13 protein-coding genes are annotated in these 13,074 nt (G+C 63.1%); 1 reads left to right on the top strand and 12 read right to left on the bottom strand.

The annotated features are described in order from the left end of the window. Nucleotides 1-5: 5 nt before the first annotated feature. The 8 genes from bamB to ndk are packed head-to-tail and all read right to left on the bottom strand — an operon-like array spanning nucleotide 6 to nucleotide 7,959. A complete protein-coding gene (bamB, locus tag VIM12_RS04615; protein WP_331940439.1) occupies nucleotides 6-1,154 on the bottom strand; it encodes an outer membrane protein assembly factor BamB in 1,149 nt (382 codons plus the stop codon). 20 nt (nucleotides 1,155-1,174) lie between these two features. Continuing rightward, nucleotides 1,175-1,822 carry a tetratricopeptide repeat protein gene (locus VIM12_RS04610; RefSeq protein ID WP_331940438.1) on the bottom strand — a complete coding sequence of 216 codons (648 nt, stop codon included), beginning with the start codon at nucleotides 1,820-1,822 and terminating at the stop codon, nucleotides 1,175-1,177. Nucleotides 1,823-1,839: 17 nt separating this feature from the next. After that, nucleotides 1,840-3,186: a histidine--tRNA ligase gene (gene hisS / locus VIM12_RS04605; RefSeq protein ID WP_331940437.1), complete on the bottom strand. Its 1,347-nt coding sequence runs from the start codon at nucleotides 3,184-3,186 to the stop codon at nucleotides 1,840-1,842. Nucleotides 3,187-3,211: 25 nt separating this feature from the next. Next, complete coding sequence (gene ispG / locus VIM12_RS04600) at nucleotides 3,212-4,480, bottom strand: flavodoxin-dependent (E)-4-hydroxy-3-methylbut-2-enyl-diphosphate synthase (protein WP_331940436.1); 1,269 nt, start codon at nucleotides 4,478-4,480, stop codon at nucleotides 3,212-3,214. Between the two features lie 8 nt (nucleotides 4,481-4,488). Beyond that, nucleotides 4,489-5,517, bottom strand: coding sequence for a helix-turn-helix domain-containing protein (locus VIM12_RS04595; RefSeq protein WP_331940435.1), 1,029 nt, complete (start codon nucleotides 5,515-5,517; stop codon nucleotides 4,489-4,491). Then, entirely contained in the window at nucleotides 5,510-6,280 is a 771-nt protein-coding gene (pilW, locus tag VIM12_RS04590; RefSeq protein WP_331940434.1) for a type IV pilus biogenesis/stability protein PilW, read from the bottom strand. The genes VIM12_RS04595 and pilW overlap by 8 nt, the downstream gene beginning before the upstream one ends. A 20-nt stretch (nucleotides 6,281-6,300) precedes the next feature. After that, on the bottom strand, nucleotides 6,301-7,473 hold the full coding sequence (gene rlmN / locus VIM12_RS04585; protein WP_331940433.1) for a 23S rRNA (adenine(2503)-C(2))-methyltransferase RlmN: 1,173 nt from the start codon (nucleotides 7,471-7,473) through the stop codon (nucleotides 6,301-6,303). 60 nt (nucleotides 7,474-7,533) lie between these two features. Then, nucleotides 7,534-7,959 carry a nucleoside-diphosphate kinase gene (gene ndk / locus VIM12_RS04580; RefSeq protein WP_331940432.1) on the bottom strand — a complete coding sequence of 142 codons (426 nt, stop codon included), beginning with the start codon at nucleotides 7,957-7,959 and terminating at the stop codon, nucleotides 7,534-7,536. Nucleotides 7,960-8,153: 194 nt separating this feature from the next. Here ndk and VIM12_RS04575 point away from each other — a divergent pair, with 194 nt between their 5' ends. Then, nucleotides 8,154-8,846 (top strand): Bax inhibitor-1/YccA family protein, encoded by a 693-nt coding sequence (locus VIM12_RS04575; RefSeq protein ID WP_331940431.1) that lies wholly within the window; start codon nucleotides 8,154-8,156, stop codon nucleotides 8,844-8,846. A gap of 43 nt (nucleotides 8,847-8,889) precedes the next feature. On the opposite strand, the gene rlmD is transcribed toward VIM12_RS04575, so the two are convergent. From rlmD to VIM12_RS04555, 4 genes are all read right to left on the bottom strand, one after another. After that, entirely contained in the window at nucleotides 8,890-10,245 is a 1,356-nt protein-coding gene (gene rlmD / locus VIM12_RS04570; RefSeq protein ID WP_331940430.1) for a 23S rRNA (uracil(1939)-C(5))-methyltransferase RlmD, read from the bottom strand. Between the two features lie 71 nt (nucleotides 10,246-10,316). Then, nucleotides 10,317-11,087: a 3'-5' exonuclease gene (locus VIM12_RS04565; RefSeq protein WP_331940429.1), complete on the bottom strand. Its 771-nt coding sequence runs from the start codon at nucleotides 11,085-11,087 to the stop codon at nucleotides 10,317-10,319. Continuing rightward, on the bottom strand, nucleotides 11,084-12,115 hold the full coding sequence (rpoS, locus tag VIM12_RS04560) for an RNA polymerase sigma factor RpoS (RefSeq protein ID WP_331940428.1): 1,032 nt from the start codon (nucleotides 12,113-12,115) through the stop codon (nucleotides 11,084-11,086). Before rpoS ends, VIM12_RS04565 begins: the two co-directional genes overlap by 4 nt. Continuing rightward, nucleotides 12,116-13,069 carry a peptidoglycan DD-metalloendopeptidase family protein gene (locus VIM12_RS04555; RefSeq protein ID WP_331940498.1) on the bottom strand — a complete coding sequence of 318 codons (954 nt, stop codon included), beginning with the start codon at nucleotides 13,067-13,069 and terminating at the stop codon, nucleotides 12,116-12,118. Nucleotides 13,070-13,074 lie beyond the last annotated feature (5 nt).

The raw sequence follows: 13,074 nt of genomic DNA, 5'->3' as shown, positions 1-13,074 counted from the left end.
AATTCTTATTCTGCCTTCAGGGCAACAATGCTTCCTGCCTTGGTCTGGAAAATCGTCAGCCCGCCCGGACCGGCAAGACCCGCGTATACCGGGCTGCCGTCCGTCGCCTGACGTGCCATCATCGATCCGTCCTCGCGCGAAAGGAAGTGCACATAACCTTCAAAGTCGCCGACGGCGACAACGTTGCCCACCGGGACCGGCGCAGAAAGACTGCGGTACGCCAGCCACTTGTTGCGCCACGCGCCGGCCCCCGTGCCGCGCACGAAAGCCGTGACGTTGCCTGCGCTGTCTGCGGCATAGACGTACCGTTCATCGACACCGACGCCGACCTCGCTGGACAGTTCCTTGCCCCAGCGGGCGGCTCCGTTGTTGACGTCGAAGCATGCGACACGACCCTGATACGCCGCCGCACACACCTCGCCGCCGTGCACCGCCGGAATGCCCGACATGTCCGCAATGCGCTCCAGTTCGGTCGTGCCGCGCGGATCGCCGACGGCGACCTCCCAGCGTGCGCCGCCATTCGTCAGCGCCAGGGCGACGAGTCGGCCGCCGGGAAGCGCGACGAAAGCGCTGTTTCCTGCGATCACGACGCCCGGTGCGGTCCGCAGTGTCAGCGGCGGCGTCGGGCGCTGTGCAATCCACCGTCGCGTCCCCGACTCGACATCGTATGCTGCAATGCGGTTGTCGGCACTACGCACCACAACCAAACCCTGGCCCACTGCCGGCGCCGACAGCACTTCGCTGGACGCCTGTGCCTTCCACCGTTGCTTGCCGTCGGCATCGAAGGCCATCAGCACGCCCTTCTCGGCCACCACGGCGACGGTTGTGCCATCGCTGCCGACGCCAGCCGTCAGGGGCGCGCCAGCGTTGATGCGCCATGCCTCACGTCCATCGACCGCCCCGATACGCGCGATCGTGCCGTCCGCGGCAGCAGCGAAGATACTGCCGGCTGCCAGCGCGGGAGTGAAGACATAAGCACCGCTCTTGCCCACATTGGCCGTCCATGCCGTGCGCACGCTGACAGTCGGCTTCAATTCCTGCAAGGCCGCCGGCGGGTTGCGCGGGGCCGCCTTGCTCGCAAAGGGGTTGAGAGAGGAACACCCTGCCAGCAGGGCCACCATTCCGACGCAGGTCAGTTTTTCCGTAAGACGCATCACACCTCCCATTTTTATTCTTAGGCAGCGGCCTTGTTGGCACCCCCGAGCGCGTCCAGCTTCAACTGGATCAACTGTCGCGCCGGGTTTTTCTCATCGGTCTTTTCCAGCGCCAGCTTGTACGCCGCGCGGGCGTCTTCCACCTTGCCCTGTGCCACCAGGATGTCGCCCTTGCGGTCCGCGACCGGCCCGGAAAAATGCTCCGCAAACGTTGCCGACAGCACTTTCAATCCGTCGTCATATGCCTTTTCGTCCAGCAGCACGCCGGCCAGGCGGACGCGCGCGATCGATTTGTATTCATCGTCCAGCCCGTTATCGATCACCCATTGCAGCTGCGCCTTGGCCGCATTCAGGTCCTTCGCATCGTAAGCCGCCTTCGCGGCCGCCAGCGCCGCCATCTGGGCATAGGCGGTGCGAGGGAACTTCGCCTGCATGTCGGACGCGGCACGCTGAATGCGCGGTGTGTCCTTCGCCGTCACGGCCTTCTGCACCTCGTCGTAAAGCTGCGAAGCCTGGACCGCCTGGTTGCGCTCGTAGTACTTCCAGCCGGACCAGGCGGCATATCCCGCCAAAGCGGCGATCAGCAACCAGGTAATCAGGTTGCCGTACTGGTTCCACCATGCCTTCAGGCTGGCCAACTGTTCCTGCTCTTCAAGATCGTATGCCATATGTCTTCTTCAGTTGCTTAATGTTGATGATGGTGCGTCGGATCATCGCACTCGTCGTCGCACAGGATCTGTCCCAGCACATGCTGGGCGACGGACTCGATAGGCACCGTCACCTGGCTTCCCTCGCCCTGCTCGGCGCGCAACGTCTTGACGGCCGCCGTGCCCGCCGCGACCTCGTCCTCGCCAATGATGACCGCAAAACTCGCGCCGCTGCCGTCCGCACGCTTCATCTGCGACTTGAAGCTTCCAGCACCCGTGGCGCCCGCACAGTGGAGGATGACGTCGAGGCCGGCGTCGCGCAGGCGTTCCGCGACCACGAAGGCCTGCATCTGCGCGGTCTCGCCCTGGTGCACGACATACACGTCGCACTGGTTGGGCGCATACTGCTCGCCATTCGCCTTCAACAGCTCGAGCAGGCGCTCGACGCCGATGGCAAAACCGCAGGCCGGGGTGGGCTTCCCCCCAAACATCTCGATCAGCGGGTCGTAGCGGCCGCCGCCGCACACCGTCCCCTGGGAACCCAGCTGGTCGGTGACCCACTCGAACACCGTCCGGTTGTAGTAATCCATGCCCCGCACCAGGCGCGGGTTGATGGTGAACGGGATGCTGTTGTGGCGCAGGATCTTTTGCACGCCCTCGAAGTGGGCGCGCGATTCTTCGCCGAGATAATCCAGCAGCTTCGGCGCGGCGTTGACCATCTCCTGCATCGCGGGATTCTTGGTATCGAGGATACGCAGCGGATTCGAATGAAGGCGGCGCTGCGCGTCGGCGTCCAGCAGGTCCTTGTGCGTCTCGAGGTAGGCAACGAGGTCCGCCCGGTGCCGGCTGCGCTCCTCGGCATTGCCGATGGAATTCAGCTCGAGGCGAATTCCTTCCAGTCCCAGGTCGTCCCACAGCCGCTGGCACAGCATGATCAGCTCCGCATCGATGTCCGGGCCGGCGAAACCGATGGCTTCCGCGCCGACCTGATGGAACTGGCGATAGCGGCCGCGCTGCGGCCGCTCATGCCGGAACATCGGCCCTGCATACCAGAGGCGTTTCGGCCCGTCATAAGTCAGGTTGTGCTCGAGTACCGCCCTCACGACGCCGGCAGTGCTCTCCGGCCGCAGCGTGAGCTGGTCGCCGTTCATCGAATCGACGAAGGAATACATCTCTTTTTCGACGATGTCGGTAACCGCGCCGAGGCCGCGCGCAAACAGCGGCGTCGGCTCGACGATCGGCGTACGGATCTGCTGGAAACCGTAGCTCTTCAGCACCGACTGTACGGTATTCTCGAACAGCTCCCACAGGGGGGCATCCGCCGGCAGGATGTCGTTCATCCCTTTCACGCCGACGATTTTTTCAGTCTTCTTGTTCTCGGACATTCTGTTGAAACCAGTGATGCGGCGCTTACTGCACTGCCGCTTGCTTTCCGTAACGACTCCGCACGTAGTCCAGGACGATCTCCTGGAACTCCTCGGCGATACGCTCGCCGCGCAAGGTCACTTTCTTTTCGCCGTCGACAAACACCGGCGCCGCCGGAGATTCACCGGTTCCCGGCAGGCTGATGCCTATGTTGGCGTGCTTGGACTCGCCGGGACCGTTGACGATGCAGCCCATAACGGCCACGTTCATATTTTCCACGCCGGGATACTCTTTTTTCCAGACCGGCATCTGGTCCCTCAGATAGGTCTGGATGCGGTCCGCGAGCTCCTGGAATACGGTGGACGTCGTGCGCCCGCACCCGGGGCAGGCGATCACCATCGGCGTGAACTTGCGCAGTCCCATGGTCTGCAGGATCTCCTGCGCCACCACGACTTCCTTCGTGCGGTCGCCGCCGGGCTCGGGTGTCAGCGAGACGCGGATCGTGTCGCCGATGCCTTCCTGCAGCAGGACCGCCAGGGCGGCGGTTGATGCAACGATGCCCTTGCTGCCCATGCCTGCTTCGGTCAAGCCGAGGTGCAGCGGATAATCGCAGCGCCGGGCAAGTTCACGGTAGACGGCGATGAGGTCCTGCACACCGGAGACCTTGCAGGACAAGATGATCCTGTTGCCGGCGAGGCCGACTTCCTCTGCCCGCTGCGCATTCTCGATTGCCGACGTCACCAGGGCCTCGTACATCACCGCCTGCGCGCTCCACGGCTGCGTGCGCGCGGCGTTCTCGTCCATGATCCGCGCCAGCAGCGCCTGATCCAGGCTACCCCAGTTGACGCCGATCCGAACCGGCTTGTCGTACTTGCAGGCGACCTCGATCATCTGGGCGAACTGCGTGTCCCGCTTGGCCCCCTTGCCGACATTGCCCGGATTGATCCGGTATTTCGACAGCGCCTGCGCGCATTCCGGAAACTCGGTGAGCAGCGTGTGGCCGTTGTAGTGGAAGTCGCCGACCAGCGGCACGTCGATTCCCATCCGGTCAAGCTGCTCGCGAATGGCAATCACGGCCTTTGCGGCTTCGGCGTTGTTGACCGTGATACGTACCAGCTCCGAGCCCGCACGCGCCAGTTCCTTCACCTGGATCGCCGTGCCGATCGCATCCGCCGTATCCGTATTGGTCATTGACTGCACCACCACGGGCGCGGATCCGCCGACCATGACTTCCTTCGCACCATAGCGGATGGCGACGCCGCGCCGCATGCGCCGCGCCAGCGGGCCCGATTCGATAGGAGTGCCTGATGACATTGCTGAATTCATTTGACAGTTATGCGCGAAACATTGCTGGCGCCGGCCTTCACCTGGAGAGGAGCCCCGCGCAACGTAAGGTCGACACCGGCGGCATTTCCGACGACCAGTGCGAGCGGCTCCGTGACCGGGACGGATTCCGATTCACCCGCCTTCATGAGGCGCGACAGCACGACGCTGTTACTGCTTACGCGCCTGACCTCTACCCAGCTTTCCTCGCGGACCTTGAGCACCAGCTGTTCGCCGCCGGCGGCAGCTCCGGCAGCTCCGGCAGCTCCGGCAGCTCCGGCAGCAGCCGGCGCATCCGGGACGGCGGCGGGCGCTGCCTGCAATGCCGCCGGCAAGGGCGCGACCGCAGGGGCCGCCGGAACGGGCGAAGGCGGCGGCTCGACGACTGCGCCCGGCGGCGCCACCGGTTCCTGCGCGGTGCCTGGCGGTGCGACTGGCTCAGGGCTGTTCGGTGCATCGGCAGGCTGCGTCGCGGTCTGCTCGGCTGCCGGCGGCGCGACGCCTTCCTGTGCCGCGCTGTCGCTGCGGGAACCACCAATGCCGCCAAGTCCCTGCAGCGTGTCACTGCCGCCACGCAGCAGCCAGACCGTCCCGGCAACGAGCACCAGCACGATGACCAGCGTGAGCATGCGAAGCGGGAATCGCTTGCGGGCCCCCATGGACGGCAGGCGTGATTCCGCGAAAGGAGCCGGCGCGACTCGGCGCGCGGCCGGCGGCTCGGCCGCGCCGACGGCTTCCCCACCCAAACCGGCAAGCAAGGGAGCGGCGTCGATCTTCAGGAGTTTTGCATAGGCGCGGATGAAGCCGCGCGTAATCGCCAGGCCTGGCAACGCTGCATGATTGTCGGCCTCGATTGCCATCACCTGGCGTGGTGCGAGATTGAGTTGCGCAGCAACATCCTCGACAGTCCAGCCACGTCCTTCGCGCTGCGCCGCAAGCTGCTCGCCCGGCTTCAACGTCCTGCTTTCAGGGGCGGTGGCGCCTGCATCGTCGTCCTGCGGACGCGGATTTTCATCGTGCTCACTCATCGAACGCCCCCCTCTGGTAGGCCGCGAACTCCGGCGAGGCCCCATGGCGACGACGCAGCTGGGTAACCAGTGCGGTCTCGGCGGCCCGGTCGCCGCGCTTGCGCTCGATCCTGATCGCCAGCCACAACACCTCGGCGGCCACCGCATCGGACTTCATCGCCCGACTGACGTAGAAACGCGCGCGTTCGTAGTCGCTCTGGTCGAAATGAATCTTTGCGAGGTTGAAGTTGGTCGTCGGATTGCCCGGATCGTTCTGGAAGGCCCGGGCGAAGTACTGCTCCGCAGCCTTCCGGTCCTTCAGCTTGAGGCTGCAGGTGCCGGCATTGTTCAGGGCCTTGGACGGCGACTGATAGACACGGCTTTTCAGCGCGGTCTCGAAATACGCCAGCGACTCGCGGGCCTTTCCGTTCTGACACAGAAACCAGCCATAATTGTTGTTGTAATCGGGCGATCCCGGCGAAAGACGCAGGGCCTGCTGGAAGTTTTCTTCCGCAAGCCTGTTCTCGCCCATGTCCATGTAGATCAGACCACGAACACTGTAGGCATCCGCCAGGCTGGGGTCGGCGTTCAGGGCTTGCTTGATTTCGTCGAGCGCGACAGCGGTCTGCTGCTGCTCGTAATATCCGACGGCGAGCTGCAGCCGGATGCGGGCGCGCCGCTGGTTGTCGGTCTGATCGGAACTCGTGGGCAGGTCGTCACCGACCCGGCCGCCGCCGGTACCGCACCCGACGAGCAGCACGGCGGCAGTGAACAGCGGAAGCACCCAGGATGCAGCCCTGCGGTTCACTTACGGACCTCGACGATACGGCCGAAACCGGGACCGAATTTCTTCTGGTACTCCACCATTTTCTGCATACGCTCCTGCACCTTGGTACGGTCCTGTACTTCGCCTGCCAGCTGTCCGCAAGCGGCGTCGATGTCGTCGCCGCGCGTCTTGCGCACGGTGGTCACGATACCCGCATCCATCAGGACCTGGGCGAATGCCTTGATGCGCGCATTATTGGATCGCTTGAGGCCCGATTCCGGAAACGGGTTGAACGGAATCAAGTTGAACTTGCACGGCACGGGCATGGCGCCGTTACGCACAAGGGCAACCAGTTCACGGGCGTGCTCGTCGGTGTCGTTGACGCCGTCGAGCATGCAGTATTCGAAAGTGATGAAGTCACGCGGCGCATATTCGAGGTAGCGCAGGCAGGATGCCATCAACTCGACCAGCGGATACTTGCGATTCAGGGGCACCAGGCCATCGCGCAGCGCGTCGTTGGATGCGTGCAGCGATACGGCGAGCGCCACCGGGCAATCCTGCGACAGTTTGTCGATCATCGGCACCACGCCGCTGGTCGACACCGTCACCCGCCGGCGGGACAGGCCATACGCATTGTCGTCGAGCATGAGCTTCAGCGCGGTCACGGTCGGCTCGAAATTGAGCAGCGGCTCGCCCATACCCATCATGACGACATTGGTGATCTGGCGCTCGCCCTTCGGACCCGGCTCGATGCCCTTGCTGCGGCGCAGCTCGAACTCCGCCATCCATAGTTGGCCGATGATCTCCGCCACGGTCAGATTGCGGCTGAAGCCCTGTTTCCCGGTGGAGCAGAAACGGCAGTTCACAGCGCAACCGGCCTGGGTCGAGATGCAGAGCGTGCCGCGGTTTTCCTCCGGGATGAATACCGTCTCGACCGCGTTGCCTTGACCGACATCGAGCAGCCACTTGCGGGTGCCGTCGGCCGAGGTATGGTCGCTGATGATCGCCGGCGCGGCAATCGTTGCACCGGCCTTCAGCTTCTCCCTCAGGGATTTCGCGAGGTCGGACATCTCGTCGAAGTCGCTGGCGCCGAACTGATGTATCCAGCGCTGCAACTGCTTCGCACGAAACGGCTTCTCACCCAACCCGGCGCAGTAAGCGGCGAGTTGCGCGGGATCGAAATCCAGCAGGTTGGTGAGTTGCGTGGTCATGATGTACCTCTGTACGACGATGCATGCCGCGTGCAGCGCAGGCGGCATGCACAGTGCGTGTTAGCGGGAATAAACGTTGAGTGCCGGGAAGAAGTAGGCGATCTCGACCTTTGCCGTTTCCTCGGCGTCCGAGCCGTGCACTGCGTTGGCATCGATGGAATCCGCGAAGTCAGCGCGGATCGTGCCCTTTTCAGCCTTCTTCGGATCCGTTGCGCCCATCAGTTCGCGGTTCTTGGCAATCGCGCCTTCGCCTTCCAGCACCTGGATCATTACCGGGCCGGACACCATGAAGTCGACCAGATCCTTGAAGAAGGGGCGCTCGCGATGCACCGCGTAGAAGCCTTCTGCCTCGGCGCGCGAAAGCTGCGCCATGCGCGCGGCGACGACCTTCAGCCCCGCGTTCTCGAAGCGGGTATAGATCTGGCCGATCACGTTTTTGGCGACTGCGTCGGGCTTGATGATCGACAGGGTGCGTTCGATTGCCATCTGTAAAAACTCCAATAAAAAGAAAGGGTTAAGACGAAAAATTTGGAACTGAACTAACCTTCCATTATAACAGGAAAGCAAAGCCTCAGGAATTTCGCAAGGCGCCGGCGACCCCTGCGAACTTCCCCTTCCCCCGCATATCGTACGTGTTATGCTTTTGCCACTCGGCCATGGCCGCTCAACTCGGAGGTTTTATGAATCAGGAACTTCAACACGCATATGCCGGACGCAGCGAATCGCTCGCCGTCCGCAACCGGGTCCTGCGCAATACATACTGGCTCCTGGCGCTGTCGATGGTCCCGACCGTATTGGGGGCATGGCTGGGCGTGCAGTTCAGTTTCACGTTCTTCAGCGGCAGCCCGTTCATCGGCCTCATGGTCTTCCTTGCAATCGCGTTCGGCTTCTTCTACGCCATCGAGAAGACAAAGAACTCGGGATTGGGCGTCGCGATCCTGCTCGGCTTCACTTTCTTCATGGGCCTGATGCTGTCGCGGCTGCTCACGGCGATCCTGGGCTTCTCGAACGGCCCGACGCTGATCATGACCGCATTCGGCGGGACCGCTGCGATATTCGCTTGCATGGCGACTGTGGCGACGGTATCCAAGCGTGATTTCTCGGGACTCGGGAAGTGGCTGTTCGCTGGCGTGCTCGTCCTGTTGGTTGCCCTGGTGGCAAACATCTTCCTGCAACTGCCGGCACTCCAGCTGGCGATCTCGGTCATCGCCGTGGCGATCTTCTCCGCCTATATCCTGTACGACGTGCAACAAGTGCTGAACGGCGGGGAGACCAACTACATTTCGGCCACGCTTGCCATCTACCTCGACGTCTACAACATCTTCAGCAACCTGCTCGCCCTGCTTGGTATCGCCGGCGGCAGTCGCGAGTAGCGAACGCCGCGTGGCGGGCAAAGCCGGCCGAGGGCCGGCTTTTTTATTGCGTCGCCGCCTCCGGCAGGTCGAACACCGCGATGGACTCGACATGCGCCGTGTGAGGGAACATGTTCACCACGCCCGCCTGGCTCAACACGTAGCCGCCCTGGTGCACCAGATAGCCGGCGTCGCGCGCCAGCGTCGACGGGCTGCAGGACACGTAGACGATCCGCTTCGGCCGCAGTTCCGGATGCCGTTCGCCCAGGCCGACTATCGCCTGGCACACGGCAATCGCACCTTCGCGCGGAGGATCAACCAGAAGGCGATCGAACTTGCCCAGTTCGACGAAGTCCTCGGTAGTCGCCTCGAACAGGTTGCGGCAATGGAAACCGGTCTTGTCGGACAGGCCGTTCGCTCTCGCATTGTCCATGGCCCGTCCGGTCAGCGCGGTACTGCCTTCGATCCCCACGACCTCCCGGGCCTGGGTGGCAAGCGGCAACGTGAAATTCCCGAGTCCGCAGAACAGATCTGCTACCCGATCCTCCGGCTGCACGTCGAGCAACCGCAGGGCACGCGCAACGAGAACCCGGTTGATCTGGTGATTGACCTGCGTGAAATCGGTCGGCTTGAACGGCATGCGCACGCCGAATTCCGGCAGGACATATTCCAGCTTCTGATCCATGGGGTAGAACGGATAGACCGTATCCGGGCCTTTCGGCTGCAGCCACCACTGCACATGATGGATATCGGCGAACGCACGCAGCTTCTGTTCATCGTCCTGGGTCAGCGGCGCCATGTTGCGCAATACTAGCGCTGTCACGTTCTCTCCTACCGCCAGCTCGATCTGTGGCATCTGGTCGAAGATCGACAGCGACTCGACCAACCGGCGCAACGGCACCAGCATCGCGGAGACCTTGGGTGGAAGAATCTCGCACGTCTGCATGTCGGCGATGAAGGAGGACTTGCGCTCGTGAAAGCCGACCAGGACGCCGCCCTTCTTCTGCACATTTCGCACTGACAAGCGCGCGCGGAAACGGTAACCCCATGTCGGGCCATATACTGGCCGCAGCATCAGCCCTGCACGCACCTTGCCGATATGCCAGAGGTTGTCTTCCAGGACACGCTGTTTCATCGCCACCTGCGCCGCGGGATCGAGATGCTGCATTGCGCACCCGCCGCAAGTGCCGAAATGCACGCACTTTGGCCGGACGCGTTGCGAGGACTCCGTATGCAGCACGGAGAGTGTCGCAGCCTCCCACTTGGGCTTTTTCCGAAAGGACTGGAAGGTGACCCGCTCCCCGGGAAGCGCGCCCTCCACGAAGATGACCTTCCCCGGCGTGCCATCCTCGTTCTGTAGATGGCCCACGCCCCGCCCTTCCATGTCGAGGGATTCGATTACGATGGTGTTCTGCTGCATAAGATCAAAAAGAATGACGGGCCTGTAAGGCCCGTTGCAAGCGTGTTCATGAAAGCAAAATGCGGCTCAGCCTACCATGCCGCAAGGTACTCTTTCCAGTGGGGACCGTCGAGCGCCCCGAGGGCGGATCTTACCAGTTGCACCTCGTCGTCGTACGCCGGGCGCGAGAGAGCGCCGCGCATCAGCTGGTAGCGGCAGTACACCAGGTAGGTATTGACAACATCAGTCTCGCAATAATTGCGGATCTCCTCCAGCCGCCCCGCCTGGTACAGTGGCCAGACCTGCGACCCATCCACCCCGAGCTTTCCGGGAAAGCCGCATAGTTTGGCCAGGTCGTCCAGCGGTGCGTTGGCCCGCCCGGTGTACAACGCCAGCAGATCCATCAGGTCCGTATGCCTGGTGTGGTAGCGGCTGAGATAGTTGTTCCACTTGAAGTCACGGTCATCATCGCCCATTTCCCAATAGCGGGACGCCGTGATGCCGTTGACCATCGCGCGATAGTGCAGGACTGGCAGGTCGAAACCGCCACCGTTCCAGGACACCAGCTGCGGGGTGTACTTGTCGATGATGCGAAAGAAATCCTGGATCAGCTTCGGCTCGCCATCACCAAGGTTCCCCAGCGAGCGAACGCGGAAACCTTCATCGTCCCGGAACACGCAGGAGATGGCCGCGACGCGATGCAGGTGGTGCGGCAGGAAGTCCGAACCCGTCTTTTCACGACGGGCCGCAAAAGCCTCCGCGGCGACCTCGCCGTCCCCCCGGTCGACGGGAATCGAACCGAGTGCGCGCAGCCCCGCAACATCGGGAATTGTCTCGATGTCGAAAACCAGAACGGGCATCACAACAGGGCGTCCTTGCCTACGCCGCGCGCCGTGAGCGCGCGCTTGAGCTTGACCAGCGCTTCCTGCTGGATCTGCCGAACGCGCTCCCGGGTCACGCTCATTTCCGAGGCCAGCTCTTCGAGCGTTGCCGGGTCGTCGTTGTCGAGGCCGAAACGGCGCACGATCACCAGCCGCTGCTTCTCGGGGAGCTTCTTCAGCCAGTCCCGGATCAGCACCGTCATTTCATGCTGCTCTGCGCGCAGGTCAGGCCCGTCCTCGGCATCGCCGGGCAACATGTCCATCAGGCTCGCTTGCGGATCGTTGTCCAGCGGCGCGTCGAGGGACGTCGCGTGCTCGGACAGCGCCAGGATGTCCTGCACGTCCTCCACCGGGCGGTCGACCAGATGCGCGATATCTTCGGCGGTTGCATCCTTGCCGTCGTGATGCTGGGCTTCGAGATGATATTTGGCGCGCAGAATCTGGTTCAGCTCGCGCACCATGTGTACCGGCAGACGAACGGTCCGCGCCTGGTTCATGATCGCCCGCTCGATGCTCTGGCGGATCCACCAGGTTGCATATGTCGAGAAACGGAACCCGCGCTCCGGCTCGAATTTGTCGATTGCCCGCATCAGGCCGAGATTGCCTTCTTCGATCAAGTCGAGCAGGACGACGCCGCGGTTGATGTAGTGCTTTGCGATCGACACAACCAGCCGCAGGTTATGTTCGATCATTTTCTGGCGGGCCTCGAAGTTGCCTTGCTTGGCCAGGGTCGCGTAACGGACCTCTTCCTCGACGGTGAGCAGGGGCCGCGCGCCGATCTGGTTGAGGTAATGCTGGGTCGTATCCGTCGACAGCTCGGCGGCCAGAACCGTCTTCAGCTCGTCGACCGGGTCCCGCGCCGCGCCAATCGCCTCGTCGATGCCGGGCTGACCTTCCGCATCATCTCCCATTCCACCTTCACCCCCTTCCGCGATGTCGAGGGGAATGCCGCCGGAGATATCGTCCGGAGGTGTTTCATCGTCGAGAGGATCATGCGGGTTGCGATTCATTTATCGGCTTGGCAAAAATCTGGACGGATCGACCGGTTTTCCCTGCTGACGTATCTCAAAATGCAGCTTCACTTCATCGCTGTCGGAATTACCCATCTCCGCGATCTTCTGGCCCTTGCTCACGGTCTGATCTTCCTTCACGAAAATCGTCTTGTTATGCGCGTAGGCGGACAGGAGGTTGTTCGAATGCTTCACGATCACGAGATTGCCGTAGCCCCGAATGCCACTGCCAGCATACAGCACTTTTCCGGCTCCCGCCGCAACCACGGGCTGTCCCAGCTTGCCGGCAATGTCGATTCCGCGCTTGCCCTCGCCGAACGGCGAAACGATGCGTCCCTCGGCCGGCCACATCCATGAAATATTATCGTCGTCCGAGGGGATCACGTGGGGCTGTTCCGCGGGTTTTTCCTGCGGCCGCGGATCGACTTTGGCGATGATGGTACCGGGCGCCGCGGAAGCCGGACTATCCGGCTTCTGCAATTCCGCCAGGGCGGCGTCGGAATACGGGCGCTTCTCGCCACGCGGCAGCGTCTTGCTCGGTACGCCCGGCGCCTGGGACGGCGCGCCGAGCGACCGGGTCTCTATGCCCGACGAGGTGGCGACGCTCCCGGTCTGCGGCGCACCTTCCGGGGGCAGCACGCGCAACACCTGGTCGACCTTGATGTCGTTCGGGTTGGCGAGGTTGTTCCAGATGACGAGGTCGCGGTAGTTCTGTCCGAAGTCAAGCGATATCTGCAGCAGCGTGTCGCCCTTGCGGACCGTGTAGTAGGCCCGGTTCTCCAGCTGTCGCCCGGTGGTGGCAGCTGCACCCGGCGTCACGGGCACCGAGCCGCGCGGTGCGTCGGGCTTCCCCCCCCAGGGACGATCGACCACGGGCGCCGACTGGCGCGGCGTGGTACAAGCGGCAATGAATATCGGCAGGACTGCCGCAAATGCGTAGCGTGCTATGGTCATTCTCA

The sequence above is a fragment of the Noviherbaspirillum sp. genome (assembly GCF_036563305.1).
In the GTDB taxonomy this organism is placed as follows: Bacteria; Pseudomonadota; Gammaproteobacteria; order Burkholderiales; family Burkholderiaceae_D; genus Noviherbaspirillum.
The sequence above is the reverse complement of the archived record's forward strand: the minus strand, read 5'-3'. Positions and strand labels throughout refer to the sequence as shown.